This window comes from Streptomyces asiaticus (assembly GCF_018138715.1).
Lineage (GTDB): Bacteria > Actinomycetota > Actinomycetes > Streptomycetales > Streptomycetaceae > Streptomyces > Streptomyces asiaticus.
Genome location: NZ_JAGSHX010000006.1, coordinates 8,488,525 through 8,511,083, shown reverse-complemented (window position 1 = coordinate 8,511,083; position 22,559 = coordinate 8,488,525). Strand labels below are relative to the sequence as shown.

General features: G+C 74.4%; 8 protein-coding genes and 1 pseudogene. 1 reads left to right on the top strand and 8 read right to left on the bottom strand.

Going from position 1 to position 22,559, the window contains the following annotated elements:
• Positions 1 to 48: 48 nt before the first annotated feature.
• Positions 49 to 9,687: an Ig-like domain repeat protein gene (locus KHP12_RS52615; RefSeq protein ID WP_143677857.1), complete on the top strand. Its 9,639-nt coding sequence runs from the start codon at positions 49 to 51 to the stop codon at positions 9,685 to 9,687.
• Between the two features lie 10 nt (positions 9,688 to 9,697).
• Here KHP12_RS52615 and KHP12_RS44150 read toward each other — a convergent pair whose 3' ends face one another.
• From KHP12_RS44150 to KHP12_RS44115, 8 genes and pseudogenes are all read right to left on the bottom strand, one after another.
• The gene (locus tag KHP12_RS44150; protein ID WP_211834531.1) at positions 9,698 to 15,481 is read right to left on the bottom strand and encodes a coiled-coil domain-containing protein; all 5,784 of its coding nucleotides are present in this window, start codon (positions 15,479 to 15,481) and stop codon (positions 9,698 to 9,700) included.
• 65 nt (positions 15,482 to 15,546) lie between these two features.
• Entirely contained in the window at positions 15,547 to 16,407 is an 861-nt protein-coding gene (locus KHP12_RS44145) for a hypothetical protein (protein WP_245010360.1), read from the bottom strand.
• Positions 16,408 to 16,474: 67 nt separating this feature from the next.
• Positions 16,475 to 18,007: a hypothetical protein gene (locus tag KHP12_RS44140; protein ID WP_210609001.1), complete on the bottom strand. Its 1,533-nt coding sequence runs from the start codon at positions 18,005 to 18,007 to the stop codon at positions 16,475 to 16,477.
• A gap of 130 nt (positions 18,008 to 18,137) precedes the next feature.
• Complete coding sequence (locus KHP12_RS44135) at positions 18,138 to 19,244, bottom strand: DUF2891 domain-containing protein (RefSeq protein ID WP_086883688.1); 1,107 nt, start codon at positions 19,242 to 19,244, stop codon at positions 18,138 to 18,140.
• Positions 19,241 to 19,885 (bottom strand): annotated as a pseudogene (gene pcp / locus KHP12_RS44130) (pyroglutamyl-peptidase I). Before pcp ends, KHP12_RS44135 begins: the two are co-directional and overlap by 4 nt.
• 14 nt (positions 19,886 to 19,899) lie before the next feature.
• A complete protein-coding gene (locus KHP12_RS44125) occupies positions 19,900 to 20,868 on the bottom strand; it encodes a DUF979 domain-containing protein (RefSeq protein ID WP_086883690.1) in 969 nt (322 codons plus the stop codon).
• On the bottom strand, positions 20,865 to 21,587 hold the full coding sequence (locus KHP12_RS44120; protein WP_086883691.1) for a DUF969 domain-containing protein: 723 nt from the start codon (positions 21,585 to 21,587) through the stop codon (positions 20,865 to 20,867). Before KHP12_RS44120 ends, KHP12_RS44125 begins: the two co-directional genes overlap by 4 nt.
• A gap of 140 nt (positions 21,588 to 21,727) precedes the next feature.
• Positions 21,728 to 22,453 (bottom strand): GntR family transcriptional regulator, encoded by a 726-nt coding sequence (locus KHP12_RS44115; protein WP_086883692.1) that lies wholly within the window; start codon positions 22,451 to 22,453, stop codon positions 21,728 to 21,730.
• Between the last annotated feature and the right edge of the window lie 106 nt (positions 22,454 to 22,559).

Genomic DNA, 22,559 nt, shown 5'->3' with positions numbered 1-22,559 from the left:
GAGTGGAAGACGCCTTGCCAGATCGGAGCCGTCATGCCCTGTCGCCCGTTGGGACTCATCCTCGTCGCCGATCCCGGTGAGCACTGCATCGCCGTCGTCGATCCGGAATCCCACAGGCTCGTGCCGACGCTCCCCGCGCCGATCCCGCTCCCGGCGCGGAGCATGCCCGACCGGCTGGTGGTGCGCACCGCGCTCGACCGCCTCGCCGCGCTGGCCGCCCTCCGCCGCGGCACCCTGCTGGATCCCCTCCCCGGCGATCCGGACCGGCCGGTGCTCCCCGGGGCGCGGACGGGCCTCGAGGCCGTTCGCCCCCAGGACACGTTCGAGCTCTTCAACCAGTTCGCCGGGATCTTCCCCGACCAGGGTCCGTACAGCGGCGGGACGCTGGTGACCGTCATCGGCAGCCACTTCTCGGGCGCCACGGACGTGTTCTTCGGCACCCGCCGGGCGGCGAGCTTCTCCGTCCTCGACGACCAGACCATCGTCGCGGTGAGCCCCTCGGGGACGGGCTCGGTCCCGGTGTATGTCACCACCCCGAGCGGCACGGCCCCCATCGGCTCGTTCTTCTACCTCCTCTGGCCCACTCTCACCGGCATCGAGCCCATCGCCGGGCCGCTCGGCGGGGGCGACATCGTCGAGCTCACCGGCGTCAATCTGAGCACCGCGCGGCTGGTGCACTTCGGCGACTCCGCCGCCCACCCCACGGCCGTCTCCGACCAGCACCTCCTGGTGACCGCTCCCCCGGCCTCGGGGCCCGGCACCGTTCCGGTGTACGTCATCACGGTGGGCGGGGTGAGCAACCGGCTGCTCTACACCTACGCCGCCGTGCCGGTCGTCACCGACGTCAGCCCGGCCACGGGTTCCACCGCGGGTGGCGAGCCCGTCGTCCTGACCGGCACCGGGCTCAGCCATGTCACCGCCGTCACCTTCGGCGGCGTCCCCGTCACGTCCTTCGGGTCGATCTCCGACACCCTGCTGGTCGTGGTGACGCCCCCGAACGTCCCCGGCCCCGCCGACATCACCGTCACCACCGCCGGGGGCAGCGTGACGGTTGCGGACGGCTTCACCTACGTGGCGCCGACCACCACGGAAGTCACCTCCGCGCCGGACCCCTCCGTCGTCGGCCAGTCGGTGACCTTCACCGCCGCGGTGGCGGATGTTCCACCCACGGCGGGCACCCCCACCGGCACCGTCACCTTCGACTTCGGCGACGGAAGCCCGACCGTGGCGGTCTCCCTCACGGGTGGTACGGCCACGGTCGGCCACGTCTACACCGCGCCGTCGGCCGCCCCGTACGCCGTCACCGCCGAGTACGGCGGCGATCCGTACTTCACGGCCTCGACGGGCACGGACACCCAGACCGTCGGCCAGGCATCGACCACCACCACGGTGAACTCCGCCCCCGATCCGTCCGTGCCCGGACAGCCCGTCACCTTCGTCGCCCAGGTGGCCCCCGGGCCGCCGGGGGCCGGTGCGCCGACCGGGACGGTGACGTTCGACTTCGGCGACGGCACCCCGACCGTGACCCGGCCGCTGGCGAACGGCGCGGCGACGGTGACCCACGCCTACCCGGACGTCGCCGGGAGCCCCTACCCGGTCACCGCCACCTACGACGGCGACACCAACTTCACGCCCTCCACGGGCACGGACGCCCAGATCGTCGAGCAGGCGGCGACGGCCACCGCGGTGAGCTCCGCACCGGGTCCGTCCGTCGTCGGCCAGCCGGTGACCTTCACCGCCGCGGTCACGGCCGTACCGCCCGGCGCGGGCACTCCCACCGGGACGGTGACCTTCGACTTCGGCGACGGCACCCCGACCGTCACCCAGCCCGTGTCCGCGGGCCAGGCGACGGCCACACACACCTACACCGGCACCACCGGCAGCCCCTACGCCATCGCCGCCACCTACAACGGCGACACCGACTTCACCGCCTCCACGGGCACGGACCTCCAGTCGGTGGGGCGGTCCTCGACCGCGACCGCCGTGTCCTCCGCACCCGATCCCTCGGCGGTGGGCGAGCCGGTGACCGTCACCGCCACGGTCACGGCGGTGTCCCCGGGGGCGGGAACGCCGACGGGCACAGTAACCCTCGACTTCGGCGACGGCACCCCGACCGTCACCCAGCCCGTGTCCGCGGGCCAGGCGACGGCCACACACACCTACACCGGCGCCGCCGGCAGCCCGTACGCCATCATCGCCACCTACAACGGCGACACGAACTTCCTGACGTCCCTCGGCACCGACTCGCAGACCGTCCAGCAGGCCGCCACCGCCACCGCCGTGACCGCCGCGCCCGACCCCTCGGCGGTGGGCGACCCGGTGACCTTCACCGCCACGGTCACGGCCGTACCGCCCGGCGCGGGCACCCCCACCGGGACGGTGACCTTCGACCCCGGGGACGGCACCCCGCCCCTCACCGCGCCCCTCTCCGGCGACACCGCGACCGCCACCTACACCTACACCGACACCGACACCGCGGGCAGCCCCTACACGGTCACCGCCACCTACAACGGCGACACCAACTTCACGCCCTCCACGGGCACGGACGCCCAGATCGTCGAGCAGGCCACCACCGCCACCGCCCTGACCTCCGTGCCCGACCCGTCCAGCGTGGGGCAGTCCACGACGTTCATCGCGAAGGTCACCCCCGACACCCCGGGGGCCGGTTCGCCCACGGGCACGGTGACCTTCGAGTTCAGCGACAGCACGCCACCGGTCACGGCACCCGTGACCGGCGGCACGGCCACGGTGGCCCACTCCAACCCGGAGTCGGCGACCACGTACACGGTCACGGCCGCCTACAGCGGCGACACGAACTTCCAGCCGTCCTCGGCGGCGGACGGCCATCAGGTCGTCCAGGGCGTGTCGACCACGGTGCTCACCGCCTCGCCGTCCCCCTCGGTGACCGGCCAGACGGTGACCTTCACCGCGACCGTCGCGGCCGTGCCCCCCGCCTCCGGCGCGCCGACCGGCACGGTCACCTTCGACTTCGGCGACGGCACCGCGCCCGTCGCCCTCGCCCTCACCGGCGGCTCGGCGACCACCGATCACGCCTACGCCACCGCGGTCGGCAGTCCGTACACGGTCACCGCCACCTACGACGGCGACGCCAACTTCGTGGCGTCCGTCGGCACCCGCCTCCACACCGTCGACCCGGCCGGAACCACCACCACGATCACCGCCGCGCCCAACCCGTCCGTCACGGGGGAGCTGGTCACGGTCACCGTGGTCCCCACCGGGCCCGGCGCGGGCACCCCGACCGGACCGGTCACCATCGACTTCGGGGACGGCACCCCGCCGGTCACCGCCCAGCTGGTGAACGGCTCGGCCGCGGTCACCCACGCCTACGCCAGCACGGCCGGCAGCCCCTACACCATCGCGGCCGAGTACGCCGGCGACGGCGACTTCGCGCCGTCCGAGAACACCCTCATGCACGCCGTCGCACCGGCCGCGACCACCACCGTCGTGACCTCGTCGCCGACTCCGTCGGCGGTGGGCCAGACCGTGACGCTGATCGCGCGGGTGGCGCCGGTACCGCCGGGCGCGGGCGCGCCGACCGGCACCGTGACCTTCGACTTCGGCGACGGCACCACGACGGCCACCGTGCCGGTCGCCAACGGTGTGGCCACGACGACGCACGCCTACATCTCCACCGCGGGCAGCCCGTACACCATCACCGCCGCCTACAGCGGGGACGGCAACTTCGCCGCCTCCACCGGCACCGCCGTCCAGCCGGTGGAGATGGACGTCTCGGCCACCGCGACGACGGTGAGCACCACCCCGGACCCGTCCGCCGTCGGCGAGGCGGTGGCCGTCTCCGCGACCGTGACGGTCCTGCCGCCCGCCGCGGGCACCGCCACCGGGACCGTGACGTTCGACTTCGGCGACGGCACCCCGACCGTCACCGTCCCGCTGACCGGCGACACGGCGACGACCAGCCATGCCTACGCCTCGACGGCGGGCAGCCCGTACACCATCATCGCGGTCTACAGCGGGGACGACGACTTCACCGGGTCGACCGGGCTGGACATCCAGGCGGCCACCCCGGCCTCGTCGTCCACGACGCTGAGCTCGGCGCCGAATCCGTCCGTGACCGGCCGGCCGGTCACCTTCACCGCGACCGTGGCGTCGGGGCAGCCGGGCGCGGGGACCCCGCCGGGGACGGTGACCTTCGACTTCGGCGACGGCACACGGCCGGTCCGGGCGCCCCTCACCGACGGGACGGCGATCGCCGTCCACGCCTACGCCGGCGCCGCGGGCAGCCCGTACACCGTCACCGCCACCTACGACGGGGACGTGAGCTTCACCGGATCCGCGGACACCCTCATCCAGACCGTGAACCCGGGGGCCACCTCCACCACCGTCTTCTCCTCGCCGGACCCGACCCAGGTCGGCCAGCCCGTGGCCATCACCGCCAACGTGGCGGTCCTCGCCCCGGGTTCGGGCACCACCAACGGCATCGTCACCTTCGACTTCGGCGACGGCACCCCGCCGGTCACCGTCCCCGGCGTGGCCGGAGTGGCGGCGGTGACCCATGCCTACACGGAGACGTCCGGCAGCCCGTACACCATCAGCGCCACCTACGGCGACGACGGCGACTTCGCGCCCTCCACCGGCACCGACGTCCACACCGTGCATCCGTCCTCGACCACCACCACGGTGACCGCCGATCCCGATCCGTCGGTGGTGGGCCAGGAGACGACCATCACGGCGACGGTCGCCCCGGTGCCACCGGGGGCCGGGGTGCCGTCCGGCACGGTCACCTTCGACTTCGGCGACGGCACCCCGGCGGTCGGCGTGCCCCTGGCCGGAGGGGCCGCCATCCTTCCGCACACGTACGCGAGCAGCCTCGGCAGCCCCTACACGATCACCGCGACGTACGGCGGCGGCGACGACTTCCGGTCCTCGGCGGACACCGAGCCGCAAACCGTCGTCCAGTCCGCGACGACCACCACGGTGAACCCTGCGCCGGAGCCGTCCGTCGTGGGCCAGCCGGTCACCTTCACGGCGACCGTGGCGCCGGTGGCACCCGGCGGGGGCTCGCCCACGGGCACGGTGACGTTCGACTTCGGCGACGGCAGCACCCCGGCCGCGACCCCGGTCGTCGGCGGCCTGGCGACGGCCGTGCACGTCTATACGACCGCGGCGGGCAGCCCGTATCCCGTCACCGCCACGTACGGCGGCAGCCCCGACTTCACGGGCTCCGCCGACCTCGTCACCCACTCCGTCGGCCGGGCCCTGACCACGACGGCGGTGGTCTCGGCGCCGGATCCGTCGGTGGCGGGCCAGCCGGTGACCGTCACCGCCACCATCGCGGCCGTCGCCCCGGGAGCCGGAACCCCCACCGGAACCGTCACCTTCGACTTCGGCGACGGCGCGGCCCCCGCCACCGCGCCGGTCACGGCCGGGGTGGCCACGGTCGCCCACGCCTGGGCCGACACCTCGGGCAGCCCGTACACCATCACGGCGGGCTACGGCGGCGACTCCGACTTCACCGCCTCCACCGGCACCGACACCCACACCGTCGCCCCGGCCGCCACCCACACCGATGTGACCCCCTCGCCCGATCCCTCGGTCACGGGCCAGCCGGTGACCATCGGCGCCACCGTCTCGGCCGTCGCCCCGGGAGCCGGAACCCCCACCGGAACCGTCACCATCGACCCCGGCGACGGCAGCCCGGCCGTCACCGCGCCCATGAGCGCGGGCGTGGCCACCGTCACCCATACCTACACCGACGGCGCCGGCAGCCCGTACACCATCACCGCCACCTACGCCGGCGACGCGGACTTCCTGACGTCCTTCGGCACCGACACCCAGGCCGTGGGCCGCGCCTCGACCACCGTCGCCGTCAGCGATCTGCCGGAGCCGTCGGTCACGGGCCAGCCGGTGACGTTCTTCGCGAGGGTGGCGCCGGTCGCCCCGGGCGCGGGCGCGCCCACGGGCACGGTGACCCACGACTTCGGCGACGGCACGCAGGCGGTCGACGTCCCGGTGACGGACGGTGTGGCGACGGCCGTGCACACGTACGCCACCGCGGCGGGCAGCCCGTACACGGTCACCGCCACCTACGGCGGGGACGCCCACTTCATCGGCTCGGTGAACACGGAAACGCACCCCGTCGAGCGGGCGTTGTCGGCGACGGCGGTCGACTCGTCGCCGAATCCGTCGGTCACCGGCCAGCCGGTGACCGTCACCGCCACCATCGCGGCCGTCGCCCCGGGAGCCGGTACCCCCACCGGAACCGTCACCTTCGACTTCGGCGACGGGACGGGGGCCGTCACGGCGCCGGTCACCGGCGGGGTGGCGACCATCGCCCACGCCTATCCGATCGCCTTCGACAGTCCGTACACCATCACGGCGAACTACAGCGGCGACGCCGGCTTCACCGCCTCCACCGGCACCGCCACCCAGACCGTGAACCCGGCCGCGACCGCCACCACGGTGACCTCGGTCCCCGATCCCTCGGTGGCCGGCCAGGCGGTGACCATCGGCGCCACCGTCGCACCGGCCGTGCCGGGGGACGGAATCCCCACCGGAACCGTCACCATCGACCCCGGCGACGGCGGCCCGGCCGTCACCGCGCCGCTCGTCAACGGGGCGGCGAGCATCACCCACACCTATGCGAGCACCTCCGGCAGCCCGTACACCATCACCGTCTCCTACAGTGGCGCCGCCGACTTCACCGCCTCCACCGGCACGGACACCCGGACGGTCGGCCAGGCGGGCTCCGCCACCTCCCTGATCACCTCTCCGGACCCGTCCGTGGCGGGCGAGCAGGTCACCTTCCGCGCCAGGGTCTCCGCCGCGGCCCCGGGGGCGGGCAGCCCGACCGGCACGGTCACCTTCGACTTCGGCGACGGCACGCCGACCGCCACCGCACCGGTCAGCGGTGGGGTGGCCACCGTGACCCACTCCTACCCGACCTCGGCCGGCAGCCCCTTCACGGTCACCGCCTCCTACAGCGGCAGCGCGGACTTCACCCCGTCCACCGCCACCGGGACACATACGGTGTCGGTGAGCGCCGCCACCACATCGACCACCGTGACCTCCTCCCCGGACCCCTCGGTGACCGGCCGGGCGGTGACCTTCACCGCGACCGTGGCACCGACCCCGCCCGGTGCCGGGGTGCCCACCGGCACGGTGACCTTCGACTTCGGCGACGGCTCCCCGGTCGCTTCGGCGGCGCTGGCCGGCGGGGTGGCCACCGTGGTCCACGCCTGCACGACCGCAGTGGGCAGCCCGTACACGGTCACCGCCACCTACAGCGGGGACGTCAACTTCAGCTCATCCGCGGGCACGGACACCCAGACGGTCGCCCCGGCGTCCACGACCACGACGGTGTCCTCCGCGCCCGATCCCTCCGTGGTCGGGCAGCCGGTGGCCCTCACGGCGACCGTGGCTCCCGTCGCCCCGGGGGCGGGGGTGCCGACCGGCACCGTGACCTTCGACTTCGGCGACGGCTCCCCGGTCGCTTCGGCGGCGCTGGCCGGCGGGGTGGCCACCATCAGCCACCCCTATACGAGCGCCGCCGGCTTCACGGTGACCGCCACCTACGACGGAGCCCCGAGCTTCCTCTCGTCCAGCGGCACCGACGCCCAGACCGTGAACAAGGCGGCCACCACGACGGCGGTGGTCTCCGCGCCGGAACCCACGGTCAGCGGTCAGCCCGTCACCCTCACCGCGACGGTGGTGCCGACCGCCCCGGGAACCGGGGTGCCGACCGGGACGGTGACCTTCGACTTCGGCGACGGCACGCCGACCGCCACCGCTCCGCTCACCGATGGCCTCACCTCCGTCACCCACTCCTACGCGGGTACCTCCGGCAGCCCGTACACCATCACGGCCACCTACAACGGGGACGCCGACTACACGGCGTCCAGCGGCACCGATGCGCACACGGTCAACAGGGCGGCCACCACGACGGCGGTGTCCTCCTCGCCCGATCCCTGCGTCACCGGACAGACCGTCACCCTCACCGCCACGGTCTCCGCGCTCGCCCCGGCCTCCGGAACGCCCACCGGCACCGTCACCTTCTCCTTCGGGGACGGCACACCGACCGCCACGGCCCCGGTCGCCGGAGGCGTGGCCACCGTGACCCACGCGTACAGCACCGCCGCGGGCAGCCCCTTCACGGTCACCGCCACCTACAACGGCGCCACCGGCTTCGCGCCCTCCACCGGCACCGACACCCAGACCGTCAACAAGGCGGCCACGACGACCACCGTCGCCTCCGCACCCGACCCCACCGTCACCGGCCAGACCGTGACCCTCAGCGCCACCGTCTCCGCGGTGGGGCCGGGCGCCGGAACCCCGACCGGCACCGTCACCTTCTCCTTCGGGGACGGCACACCGACCGCCACGGCCCCGGTCACCGGGGGCGTGGCCACCGTGACCCACGCCTACGCGGGGACCTCGGGCAGTCCGTACACCGTCACCGCCACTTACAACGGGAACAACGGCTACACCTCGTCCACCGGCACCGACACCCAGACGGTCAACAAGGCGGCCACGACGACCACCGTCGCCTCCGCACCCGACCCCACCGTCACCGGCCAGACCGTCACGCTCACCGCCACCGTGGCATCGGTCCTCCCCGGCGCCGGAGTCCCGACCGGGACGGTCACCTTCTCCTTCGGGGACGGCGCACCGACCGTCACCGCGCCCCTGTCCGGCGGTACGGCCACCACCACCCACGCCTACACCACCAGGACCGGCAGCCCCTTCCCCATCACGGCCACATACAACGGGGACACCAACTACACGACCTCCACCGGCACCGACACCCAGACCGTGGGCCGGGCGGCCACGACCACGACCGTGGTCTCGGCGCCGGATCCCTCGGCGACCGGGCAGTCGGTGACCCTCACCGCCACCGTGGCATCCGTCTCCCCCGGCGCCGGAAGCCCGACCGGCACGGTCACCTTCTCCTTCGGCGACGGTACGAGCAACAGCACCGTGACCCTCTCCGGCGGCGTCGCGACCGTCAACCACACCTACACCACGAGGACGGGCAGCCCCTTCCCCATCACGGCCACGTACAACGGGGACACCAACTTCAACGCGTCCAGCGGCACCGACACCCAGACCATCAACAACAAGGCCGCGACCACCACCACGGTGACCTCGACCCCCGACCCCTCGGTGGTGGGTCAGTCGGTGACCATCAAGGCGACGGTCTCGTCCGCGTCCGGAACCCCGGTCGGGGCGGTCACCTTCTCCTTCGGCGACGGCACCAACACCGCCGTGGGCATCCTCTCCGGAGGCATCGCGACCGTCACCCACACCTACACGACCACCACCGGGAGCCCGTTCACGATCACGGCCACGTACAACGGGAACGAGAACGTCGCCGCATCCAGCGGTACGGACACCCAGACCGTGAACAAGGCGGCCACCACCACGACCGTGGTCTCCTCGCCGAACCCCTCTCGGGTGAGCGATCCGGTGACGGTCACCGCGACCGTGTCCCCCGTCGCCCCCGGCGCGGGGACGCCCACCGGGACCGTCACCCTGGCCATCACCAATCGCACCCCCCAGGTGGTGACACTGGTGAACGGCACCGCCTCCGCGACGTTCAACCCGCTTCAGAAGGGGACGCATACCGTCACCGCCAACTACAACGGCGACATCAACTACGCGACCTCCTCGGCCTCCATCACCCAGACGGTGAACACCGGTTCGGGGTAGCCCACCGGGCTCACGGCCGATCCGCCGCCCCGTCGGACGCCTCCGCGTCCGCCTCGGGGCGTCGGTACATCCGGGTGGCGGTGATCTGGCCGTGGACCTGCTGCTCCTCCTCAGGCTCCCGGACCGGCAGACCCGGCCGCAGATGCTCCTCGACGCTGATGTACTTCAGCCCGGCCCTCAGGTCCGCGTCATTGCGCAACCGGATCACCAGCGGGAACTCGGCCAGCGCCGTGGTGTCGAACAGCCCCGTCGTATAGAGCAGCTGCACTCCCAGCGCGTCCGCCACCGCCCGCTGGAGCTCCAGCAGATAGGTGGCGTTGGCGCGGCCGATGGGGTTGTCGAGGAAGAGCGTGCCCGCGTGACGGTGCTTGTCCCGGCCCCGGTCATTGCTGCGCAGGGCGGCCATGGTGCAGTACAGCGCGATGGCGGCGGTCAGCAGCTGGCCACCGGAGAACACATCGCCCATCTGCCCCACCGGCACCCGCTCGGCCCGCAGCACCGCGTCCGGCTTGAGGATCTCCACGGCCACCCCGCGCGGCTGGAGCGCGGCGTGGACCCCGCGCAGCAGCAGCGACATGCCGTCCCGGCGCAGATCGGAGTTCTTGCGGACGGCGGAGCGGGTGGCCTCGTCGATGACCTCGCCGAGCCGCTCGGTGAGCGTGGCCTGGTCGGGGTCCTCGAAGCGGATCCGCAGGAACTCCTGGCCCGACCACTCGCCGAGCCCCTCCGGGAGCCGGGAGAGCCGCTGTGCCGAACGCAGGGTGGCCAGGCAGGACTCGACGAGGCCGCGCAGCCGGTCCACGATCGAGTCGCGGTTGCGCTCCAGCTGCTCCAGCTCGTCGGTGAGCACGCGCAGCCGGGGCGCGAACGCGTCGGCCCAGGCGGCGGCGTGCTCGGGCAGGGCGGCCGCGGGGAGCTCCCGGATCTGCTGGCGGGCGGGGGTGCGCACCTGCTCGTAGCGGGTGGAGTTGGCGTGCCGTACGAGCACATCGCTCGCCTCCCGCACCGAGGACTCGGCCGCCGACAGATCGGCGGCGCAGCCGCGCAGTGAGCGGCGGGTCTCGGCGGCGGCCTGACGGGCCTCGGCGAGATCCCCGGCGTACGGCTCGGGCCGCTCGCCGTCGTCCTCCGCGCCGGGACCGTCCCGCAGCAGATCCCGCAGCAGGGCGGCGGTCTCGTCGAAGCCGCCCGCGGCGTCCTCGGCGGCGCGGTGGGCGCGCACCAGGTCGGCGTGGGCGGTGCGGGCGGTGTCCAGGGCGTCCGTACGGGCGGCCAGCTCGCCATTGGCGGTGCGCAGCAGCTCCTTCGCCTGCTCGGCGTCGGCCGGGACCGTCTCCTCCGGCAGCTCGGTGTGGGCGTCGCCGTCGGCGGGGGCGAGCCGCTCGGCCTCGCCGCGCAGCCGGCCCAGCTGCTCGCTCGCCGCCGACGCGCGGCTCTCCAGCATCTGGACCAGCGATTCGGCGCGGGCGGCGGCGGCCTGCCGGGAGGGGCCGTCGGCGCCGTCGGTGCCCTCCAGGAGCTGGGCGGCGCGGGTGCGGACCTTGTTGGTGAGCCGGTCGAGGGTGGCGAGGGCCGCGCTCTCGTCGCTTTCGGCGCGGGCCTGTTCGGCGCGGAGGTCGGCGCCGACGCCGACCTTCTCATAGACCTGGGAGGCGGCGCGGTACGCCTCGCGGAGCGCGGGCAGCGAGGCGGAGGGCGGCTCGGTGGCCTCGCCGAGGTCGTCGGGGGCGCCCGCGATCTCCGCGCGCTCGGCGCGCAGGGCACGGGCGGTACGGCGCGCGTCGTCGGCCGCGCGCTGGGCGGCGCGCCGGTCCTCGTCGGCGGAGCGGGCCCGGTCCACACAGCCCGCGGCGCGCTCCTCGTACTCGACGGCCTCCTCGGCCAGTTCGCGCAGCCGGGTCTGCCAGGTGGCGCGCTCCCGCAGCCGGTACGCCAGCCCGGCCAGCGCGTCCGCCACCCGGCGGGCCCGCTGGGCCGCCTCCTGGCGCTCGTCCCGGACGCGGGCGGCCTCGGTGGCGGCCTCGTCGGCCTCCGCGCGTGCCGTGCGCGCCTCCACGAGGTCGCTCTGCGCGGTCTCCGCGGTCTCCCGGGCGGTCTCTGCCGCCGCCGCGAGCTCCGCGAGCCGACCGGTCGGGCAGCCGGTACGCCAGGAGGCGAGCCGCGCGGACAGCGCCCGGTCCCCGGCCAGCCGGGCGGCGAGCGCCCTGATCTCCTCGTCCCGCGCGGTGGCACGGGCCCGCAGCTCGCGCCGCTCGTCGTCGGCGGCGCGCTCGTCGTGCATCGCCGGGTTCGGCGGCACGAGGAAGACCCCGCTCTCCTCGGCACCCGGCGCGGGGGTCGGCGCGAGCAGCGCGGCCGACGTCCCGACGGCCACGGCGGACCGCGGCAGCAGCGACGCCTGGCCGAGCACCTCACGGGCGCGGGCGTGGGTGCCGGGGTCGGTGATGACGACACCGTCCACCAGCTCGGGGCGGGCCGCGAGCACGGAGGCGTGGTCGACGGGGTCCACGGCCTGGGCGAGATAGCGCCAGCCGGGAAGCGCGGGGATGCCGTGCTCCCCGAGGAACTCGACGGCCGCCAGCACATCGGCACTGGGCGGCAACAGCCCCCCGTCACCGAGCGCCCCCAGGATGCGCGCGTCCTCGGCGGCAGCGGTCCGCAACTCGAACAATTGCCGCTCGGCGGAGCCCACACTCTCCTCGAGCAGCTCCCGCAACGCCTCGGCGTTCCGGTCCAGCTCCTCGGCGGTGAGCGGCCCGTCCGCGAGGGGCCGCGGGGCGGGCGGGGTGCGGTGGCCGCTGCCGCGGTCGCTTTCAGGATCAGGTGCGGGTTCGGGTGCGGGTTCGCCGCCGGGCTCGGGGCTCCAGCAGTCGGAGTCGTCGGGGGCGGTGGCGGAGTCGGCGGGGGTGTCGGCGTCGGTGGCGGTGACGTTGCCGGGCGGGGTGTCGGTGGCAGCGGCCTCCCCTTCGGCCTGACCGTCGTCACCGTCCCCGACCCGGGCCGACACCTCTCCCGACGGCCGGGACTCGGCCGCCACAACCCGGGCGCCACCGCGCGGGGCGCCCGCCGGGACCGCCTGGGTGCCGTGGGCGGAGTCAGCCGCGATCCGCGTCCCGGACTGACCGCCGTCGCCGTGAGCATCGGCCGCCACGGCCGGGGCACCGGCACGGTGGCCCTCCGGGCGCGGACCGCCACCGCCCGACGGGGCGTCCTCGACCTCGTCGATCCGCACCGTCACCCGCCCCGCAGGCCGCGACTCCGCCGCGAGCGGACGCCGCCCGGGTGCCTCCCCGGGGCCCGCCTCCGCGTCCTCTGCGGACGCTCCTCCATGCCGAGTGGGGCGCGTCTCCTCCGCCTCACCCACCGGTCCGGTATCCGCCCGTCCACCGCCGACGGGGGCGGGGCCGCCCCCCGCCTCCTCAACTCGCCCCGGCATCTCGCCCCTCGGGCATGGCTCACCGAGCGCGCACGAGGCGGCAACGCCGTCACCGGGCGTCGGTCCGGTGCCCGGGAGCCGGTCGCCCGCAGCAGCTGCGTCACCTTCCGCGTCCGCGATGGCATCCGTCGACCAGGCCGCCGAGCCGGAGGCGGGGTCCATCCCGGCGTGGTCCTCTGCCGCAAGGCGTTCGCGGGTGTCGGTGGGGGGCTCCTCGGGGGCGTAGGTGTGGTCGTGGGGCGCGGGTTCGCCGTCCACGGGGGTCGGGTGGGCGGAGGGGTCCGCGCGGAAGGCGGCGGGGAGTTGGGAGAGGCCGACGTCGTCCGCGTCCTCCTCGTCCACGTGGACCGTGATCCACCCGTCCCGGTCGGAGTCGGTCGGCAGGGCGCGGGCGCCTCGGCGGCCCGCGGCGCCCGCGTCCGGAATGCGCACCGTCACCCCGCGCGCCGCCCGCGCGTCCGCCGGTGACGGGCGGGTGGCGGCACCGCGGGGGGCGGGCACGGCGGCGGACAGCTCTGGCAGGCCCAGCAGTTCGACCAGGCGCTGCTCCGTGCCCAGCGCCTCCGCGGCGCGCCGCTCCGCGTCGTACGCGGACTCCGCGGCGCGCGCCGCGTCCACCGCTCGCGCCGCGGCCAGTTCGGCGCGGGCCTCCTCGGCGGCGGCCGACTTCGCGTGGTCGGCGGTGCGCCGGGCGGTCTCGCGGGCCTCGTCGAACGCGGCGACCGTGGTCTTCTCGGCGTCGCTGGCGGCGAGCGCGGCGCGGGCCGGGTCGGCGTCGGGGGCGGAGTCGTCGAGCCATCCGGCGCGGACGGCCTCCGCGGTCTCCTGCTCGACCTCGGCGAGCCGCTGGCGCAGATGCTCGGCGTCGCTGCGGGCGCGCTGGGCCGCCGTGGCGGCGGAGGTGGCGTCGCGGTGGGCGGCCTCGCCGTCCTCCTGGAGGGCGGCGGAGCGCTCCTCCTCCTCGTTGGCGACCCGCTCGCCGTCCTCCGCGGCCGCGTGCAGGGCGCGGACGAGGTCGGCGGCGGCCTTGGCGCGGGCGGCGAGCGCGGGGGCCGCGTCCCGCTCGGCCTCGCGGATGGCGGCGGCCACGCGCGCGGAGCGGTCGGCGGCGGCGCGGTGGCGCAGCACCGTCTCGGCGGCCTGCCAGGCGGAGTGCAGGGTGCGGGCTTCGTTGAGCTCGCGGCGCTGCGCGGCGGCACCCTTCTCGGCGGCGGCGAGCGCCAGGGAGGCGTGCCGGTAGGCGAGTTCGGCGGCGACGAGATCGCTGCGGCCGCGCGCTCCCTCGGCGTCGGTGACGGCCTCGGCGGCGGAGGCGACCCGCTCGGCGAGCTCGGCGGCCCGCGCCCGCTCCTCCGCGCCGCGCGCGGACAGCCGCCGGGCGAGCGTACGGGTGCGGCGCTCGGCGCCCGCGTGCACACCGCGCGCCTGCTCACGCCGCTCCGCGGCGTCCGCGATGCGCTGGAGCAGATCGAGCGAACCGGCGGTGAAGTCGCGCTCGGCGGTCAGCTCGGCGCGGCGGCCCAGCTTGTGGGCGAAGCCGTGGACGAGGTCGGCGAGCCCGTCCGTGTCGCGGGTGTCGGTGACGGCGCGCAGCAGGAGGTCGGTGAAGTCGGAGTCGTTCTTGACGGCGAAGAGCCCGGCGGCCTCGCCCTCGTCGGCGTTCATCTCCCGCTGGTAGCGGAAGAGTTCGGGGTCGAGGCCGAGCTCGCCGAGGTGTTCGTTCCAGCGCTCGTGGATCTCCACCCAGACCACGTCCAGATGCGGGTACGCCTTGGTGGCCTCCGTAAGGGCGTCACGGAAGCCCTTCATGGTGCGGCGGCGGCCGCGGGCGGTGGACGCGCCCTCGACGGCGGGCCGCACCGCCGCGGACTCGGCGACCGGCAGCGAGTCCAGGCTCATCCCGGGGCCGGGCCGGAAGGAGTACCACGCCTCGGCGAACTTCCGCGGGTCGTTGGAGACCTGACGGCCGCGCCATTCGCTGACCTTGCCGACGACGACGGTCTCACCGGTGACGGTGTGCTGCCACTCCAGCGCGACATGCCCGCAGTCGTCGGCGAGCAGGAACTTGCGCAGCACACCGGAGCTGGCGCCGCCCAGGGTGTTGCGATGGCCGGGCAGCATCACCGAGAAGATCAGCTTGAGCAGGACGGACTTGCCGCCGCCGTTCTCCAGGAAGAGCACCCCGGCGGGGGCGGGGCGGCGCGGCGGGCCGACCGGCTCCTCCTCGAAGAACTCCGCCTGGGTGGGCGCGGGGCTGGGCACCGGCTCGCCGACTCCGCGCAGGTCCAGCACGGTGTCGGCGTACCGCGCACCGGCCGGCCCGATGGAGTAGAGGCGGATCCGGGACAGCTCGTACATGGCGGCGGACTCTCGTTGTCGGAAGGTGGGGTGGTGTCGGGCGGGTGGGGGCCGGGCGTCGGGGTTCAGGAGTGGAAGGGGAGACCGGCGTCGGCCACCAGGTCGAGGTCGTCGCCCTGGTCGGGGGGGAGCAGGGTGGCGCCGCCGTCGCTGACGGGGACGACGCCGAGCTCCAGCAGCTCGGTCATGGCGGCGGAGGCCGCCATGTCGCGTACCTGGAGCTGATAGCGGGCGGTCGTGCGGTAGGTGCCGCCGGACTCGTCGCCGGTGCGCTGGAGGAAGCCGGAGTCGACCAGGAAGGCGACGGCCTTGCCGACGATGCCGGTGGTGGAACCGGCGAGCCTGCGCGCGTCCTTGGTGGCGCCGGTCGCGCTGCGCCGGGCGTAGACCCGCCAGGCGGACTCCAGCCCGGGCGCACCGGTGGCGGGGTCGGTGTTCTCCCCCTGCTCCTCGGCGCGCTCCTCCAGCCGCCGGCACGCCTGGCGGACGAAGGCGTCGACGCCGTTGACGGTGACGCGGCCGATATAGCCGTCGTCGGCGAGGTCCTCGGGGCGGGGGAACGCCAGGGCGGCGACGGCGAGATGGGCGAGGCCGTGCAGAAAGCGGTCGGCGGAGTCGGTGGCGGCGCGGCGGGCGTAGTCGCCCATGCGGACGGCGAAGACGGAGTCCTCGGCGGCGGTCACCGCCATTCCGGCGCGGGTCGACACCTCCAGCACGATGAGCCCGAGTCCGGCGGCGATGGCGTCGGTGAGGCGGGCGAACGCCGGTTCGTCGCGGTGGCGGCGCAGCAGCTCGGCGTATTCGACGTCCCGCGCGGGCAGCAGCTTGGGCTGGAGCCCGAAGGCCACCAGCCGCGCGGCGTCGGCCGCGTCGGCGGGCGTCAGACCGGCCGCCGCCGGGGCGGGGGCCGCGTCCGGCGGTGTCATCTCGTCGATGTCGTACTCGGTCACGGCTGAACCTCCTCGCGCGGGGCGTACTCATGGGTCGCGGTCATCACGCCACCTCCGCGCGGTCGGCCGCCATGCCGACCGCGTCCAGCAGGGCGGTGCCCACTATCAGGTCGGCGCCGCCGAATTCGGGGTCGTCCAGTTCGGTGCCGTCGTCCACGGCGAACAGCAGCCGCTGCTCGCCCTGGCGGTAGGCGGTGCCGACCGGGGGGCTGGCGGCGTGGACGGCGAGGAGGGCGATCAGATAGGGCAGCTCGGGGTCGCGGCGGCGGGCGTCGGCGAGCAGCCCGGACAGCCGCCGCGGGGCGTCCGCGGGCAGTTCGAGCAGCTCCATGGCCACCGCCAGCTGCTCCTCGCTGAAGCGGCTGTCGTCGGGGGTGGCGATGAGGTCCGGCTCGGGCATCTCCGCGCCGAGGTGCTCCCGCTCCACGGGCGGGGTGAGCAGCATCTCGACCAGGTCGCTCATGCGCACCGAGGTCGGGGTGCGCAGCCCCGTGCCGCGGGCGAAGAACGCGTCGGTGACCCGGCCCGCGCGCTCGAGGGGCAGCGGGAGGACGGGGGCCAGCAGCTGTCCGTACAGGTCGTATCCGGAGCGCGGGGCGGGGGGCGCGAAGGCTTGGCGGTCCTGCTCGGCGCGGAACAGCGGACCGGCCTCCAGCAGCCGGGACTGTAGCTGGGTGTGGCGCCGGATGCAGTCCTTGACGATGTCGACGAGCTCCGCGGCGCGCCGCTTGTGCTCGGTGCCCTCGGCCTCGTCGCGCGCCTTGCGGATGTTGGTGAGGATCGCGTTCTCGTGGCGGTAGCGGTCGGCGACGTGGTCGAGCGCCTCGCTGATCAGCTCGGGGACGGTGCTCAGCCAGTCGACCGCGCGGACGTTGCGCCGGGTGGCGTCGAGGGTGCGGCGCAGCGTCTCCGAGTACTGCACGGTGCGGTAGCGGGCCTGCTCGGCGGCGAGTTGGGCATCGGCGAGACGACCCCGGCTGATCAGGACCTCCAGCTTGACCTCGGCGGCGATCTGGGCGCTGGTGACGTCCGTGTCGAGGGCGCCGACCAGGACGTTGACCGCCTCGTCGGTGGTGCGCAGATAGACGCTGCCGCCGGGCCCCGGCACCTCCTCGATCAGCTTGAAGTCGTAGTCCCTGCGGACATACACCCCATCGGGCCCGAAGGTGCCGTAGACGGCGCGGAAGCCGCGGTCCACACTGCCGACGTTGATCAGGTTCTCCAGCACCCAGCGGGCGACCCGGTCGTGCTCGGCGGCGGGGCGGCCGGGGGCCTGGGCCGCCACCCGGGGCAGCAGCCTGGCCACTATCTGCTCGTGGTCGGCGCCGGTGTCGAAGTCCATGTGGAGCGTGACGAGGTCGATGGCGGCGAGGGCGACCTCCGCCATCGCGTACACCCCGTACTCCCCCGCGAGATTGGCCTTGCGCGCGTCCAGGTCGTGCAGCGGGGCGGTGCAGGCGAGCGCGCGCAGCCGCCGGGCCAGGCCCTCGTCGGCGGCCGGGCCCGGGGCCGGCCGGCCGGCCCCTTCAGCGGTGTTGAGCTGGGGCGCGGCGGCCCCCGGGGGTGGAGATGTCACGTCGCACAGAGTAGGGCGTCGCACCGACAACGTACGAAACGGCACGGAGATCCCGCTATGACATACCAGGTCCCCGGCGTGTGGACGCGCGTACACCGGCGCGTCCCCCGCACCTCACCGATCCGTCAGTCTACGGCTCACCGGCCGGTGGTCCGTCCAGGGCGAGCGCCGCGAAGGTGGCGAGCCAGTGGTCGCCGGTGAAGTCCCCGGAGACGCTGGCCGGGAGCCCGGCGGCCAGATGGTCACGGGCCGCCGTCCGCAGCACGTCCGCCCGCGGATCGCCGTGCGGCAGGGCGGCTGCCACGCGGCGGAGCGCGGCGGCCCGGCTGAGGATGAGGCCGAGGAGGTGACCGATGTGCGGATCGGCGGGGTCGGAGACGATGGGCGGGGTGAGCACGGTGACGGGCGCGCCCCATTCGACGCCGGCGAGGAAGCGTTCCAGCCAGCGCGCGAACTCCTCCTCCGGCAGCACCCGGCAGACCGCCTCGGCCTCGGTGAGCGCGGGCGAGAGGAAGTCCTGCCCGGACGGCTCCCAGTGGACGGGGGCGTCGTGGTCGTCGGCGAACCAGTCCAGGACGGCCTCGGTGACCGGTTCGACGATCCCCTTCGCACCCGCGGCGGCCGCGCTGTCCAGGACCAGGCCGAGGGCGAAGGCGCTGTTGGTGTGGACGCCGTGCCGCACCGGGTAGGTGGCGCGTTCCAGCCATCCGCCCAGCAGTGCGCAGACGGCGTCGGCGGCCGGTTCCAGGGCCTTCGCCCAGCGCTCGCCCGCGGGCCCCGGCAGGCTCCGGCACTCGGCGGTCAGCGCGAGCAGCCAGGCCCATCCGTAAGGGCGCTCGAAGGAGGGGTGGGCGCGCAGATAGTCCGCCTCCGCGGCGAGGGCGTCGGCCGTAAGGTGCCCGTCCAGTACGGCGGTGACCTCGTCGGCGCGGACGCGGTCGGGGCAGCGGCGCAGCAGCCGGACCAGCAGCCAGTGCATATGGACCGCGGAGTGCCAGTCGTAGGAGCCGTAGAAGGCGGGGTGGTGCCGGCGCGGCTCGACCAGGTCCTCGGGGCCGCGCAGCAGATGCGCGGGGGCGTTGGGGTAGGCCCGGGTGACGTTGGCGGTGGCGAGGGCGGCGAACCGGGCCGCGTACCGGCCGAGTTCGCTCCCGGTCCCGTCCGGCTCGCCCCGCTCGTCCGTCCCGTCCGGCTCGCCCCGCTCGTCCGGCTCGTCGAATTCATAAGGCGCGTTCAATGCGTTGCCCCCTCGGCGACGCGCAGGTCGGTTCGGGTGCTCACGGCCGCACCGATGATCGCCCGCAGCGCGTCGGCCGCCATGGCGGCCGGCAGTGCGGGTTCGGCGCCGTCCACGACCTGCTCGGGCGCGTACGGGAGGTGGACGAAGCCGCCGCGCAGGGCGGGCCGCTCGGTGGCGATGAGATGGGCCAGACCGTAGAAGACGTGGTTGCACACAAACGTTCCGGCAGTCTGTGAGACGGCGGCCGGAATCCCGGCCTCGCGGACGGCCGCGACACACGCCTTGACGGGCAGGGACGCGAAGTAGGCGGCGGGGCCGCCCTCGACCACCGGTTCGTCGATGGGCCGACGTCCGGCGTTGTCGGGTATCCGGGCGTCGTCCACGTTGATCGCGACCCGCTCGACGGTGACACCGGGACGGCCGCCCGCCTGGCCCACGCACAGCACCAGGTCGGGGTCGGCCTCCGCCACGGCGGCGGCCAGCTCGTCGAGGGCGGTGCCGAAGACGCAGGCGAGCTGTACGGCCGTGACCTCGGTGCCGGGCGGCGGATCGGCGGCCACCAGGGAGACGGCCTACCACGACGGGTTGACGGCCGAGCCCGCGAAGGGTTCGAAGCCGGTGAGAAGCACACGGGTCACAGCAGCGGCCCCCTTCAGAAGGCGAACAGCGAGATGATGGCGATGTTGCAGACCAACAGCGCCCCGGCGGTGGGGATCTGCGCCTTGATGGGCCCGTACTGGTCCTTGAGTTCCAGCAGGGCGGCGGGCACCAGGTTGAAGTTGGCGGCCATGGGTGTCACGAGCGTGCCGCAGAAACCGGCCAGCATGCCGACGGCGAGGACGACGGGCGCGTCCCCGTGCATCTGCTGGATGAGCACGGGCCAGCCGATGGCGGCGGTCATCACCGGGAAGGCGGCGAAGGCGTTGCCCATGATGACGGTGAACAGGGCCATTCCCACGCAGTAGACGGCCACGGCCACGTACTTCTGACCCTCCGGCAGCACCTGTTCGGTGATCTTGCCGACCTGGGTGCCGACCCCGGCCTCCTGGAAGATGGAGCCGAGCACGGCGAGCAGCTGGGGCAGCAGCAGCGCCCAGCCCATGGACTCCAGCAGGCTCCGCCCGGCGTGCAGGGGCACCGCGGGCCGCCGCTCGCGCACCACGGCCATCCCGACCAGCAGTCCGACGATCGCGCCGAAGCCGAGGCCGAGGATGGTCTCGCTGCCGGCCTCCAGGACCGGTTCGCCCCCGATGTGCCAGTGCTTGACGGCCGATGCGCAGACGACGGCGACCAGCGGGATGGTGAGCGCCGGGACGAACAGCTTGCTGCCGAGCCGGGCGGCCGAGGCCGCGCGCTGCTCGGGCGTGGTGGTGCGCGGCACACCGCGCCCGGTGAGCTGGAAGCCGCCCAGGCAGACCATGGCGAGGACGGCGACGCCCAGCGGTTCGGCCGGGGCCTTCTTCTCCACCACCCAGCTGCTGTAGAAGAAGCAGCCGCCGAGCAGCCCCCAGAAGGCGGCCGAGCCGAGGCGCTTGGGGTTGGTGCGGTCGACGGCCATCTGGGCGGCCATGGCGAGGAAGACGGCGCCGACGAGCCAGTAGAACCACTCCGCCTTGATCACTTGGCTTCCTCCGCGGTGCGGCTGCCCTCGGCAGCGGATCGGCCGCCGGAGGCGGCGAAGTCGTGGTCCAGTGAGCGGTCCAGGCGCAGCAGCCGGAAGCCGTGGATGAGGAACGCGCAGACGGCGGTGGGGATGGCCCACAGCGCCAGCTGAAGCGGCTCCAGATGGGTGTGGTACGTGGTGTTCACGAACCCGGTGATCAGCAGGATCGAGCCGATGGCCAGGAAGCAGTCCTCGCCGAAGAACAGCCCGACCGTGTCGGCGCTGGCGGAGTACGAGCGGACGCGCTCGCGGACCCGCTCGGGCAGCGGGCCGTGGCGGCGCTCCGCGGCGCCCTCGGCCATCGGCGCGACCATGGGCCGCACGCTCTGGGCCGGGCCGCCGATGCTGGTGAGGCCGAGGGCTGCGGTGAGCTGGCGCAGCAGCAGGTAGAGGGCGAGGAACCGGCCGGTGGTGAGCTTGCCGAGCCGGCCGATGAGGGTACGGGCCTGTTCCTGGAGGCCGTGGCGCTCCAGGAGGCCGATCACCGGCAGGGTGATGACGAAGATCGTCACCGAGCGGCTGGAGGCGAAGCCGTTGCCGAAGGCCGCCAGGATCTCCTGGGGCGAGAGCTTGGCCAGCAGTCCGGTGGCGATGCCGGCGACCCCCACCACCAGCAACGGGTTGCGTCGTGTGGCGAATCCGAGGATCACCACGAGGACGCCAAGGAGAACGATCATGCGTCCGGCCTTCCGCGCACAAGGACCTCACGGGGGCGTGAGGAGGGTGCACCGGAGGCTAGGCGTTCGTTCAACGATCCGACAAGAGCCTGAAACGAACTTGTTCCGGCCTCGCCGGATCGTTTACCGCTGGGAAACCTCTATCGACGGGACATCTTCCGCCCGTAGGCGTCGGCCAACTGCCCCTGGGAATCGTCCAGATAGGAGGCGAGCAGCCGCTCCGCCTCCACCGCGTCGCCGCCCTGGAGCACCTCCAGGATCTGGCGGTTGCGCACCAGATAGGGGGCGTGGAAGCGGCGGGGGTCGGCCATGACGTGGAAGACCAGCCGGAGCTCGGCCAGCACCGCGCGCATCAGTTCGTCGGCGCGGGGACTTCCGGCGAGGGAGACAATCGCCTGATGGAAGCGGATATTGGCGGTGGACAGGTCCTGCCAGGCCCGGTCCCGGGCGGCCCGCTCGCCCGCCAGGACCGCCGCCTCGACCGCCCGCACCTCGTACGGCGGCTCGCCCAGGCCGCGCACCGCCGCGCATTCGACGAGCCGGCGCACGCGGTAGATGTCGTTGAGGTCGTCGACCGTGACGACGCGGACGAAGACGCCGCGGTTCAGCTCGTGCACCAGCAGCCGCTCGTGGGTCAGCAGGCGGAACGCCTCCCGGAGGGTGTTGCGCGAGACGCCGAGCGCGCCGCCCACGCTGTCCTCGGACAGCCGGGTGCCGGGCGGGAAGAACCCCTCGGCGATGCGGTCGCGCAGGATGTCCGCGACGCGCTCCGCCGTGCTGGTGCGCCCCAGCAGCGCCCGGTCGGCCTCGAGCCCGGCGGCGAGACCGGGGGCCGGGGCGTACCCGGCCGGCTCCGCCGGCTCCACGCCCCCTGCCGTCCCCGGCGCCTCCGGCATCTCCGGCGACTCGTCCGACGGCTCGCCGGAACGGCGATTTACACCCTTTGCCCCGTTCGCCACATCAACCCCTGTT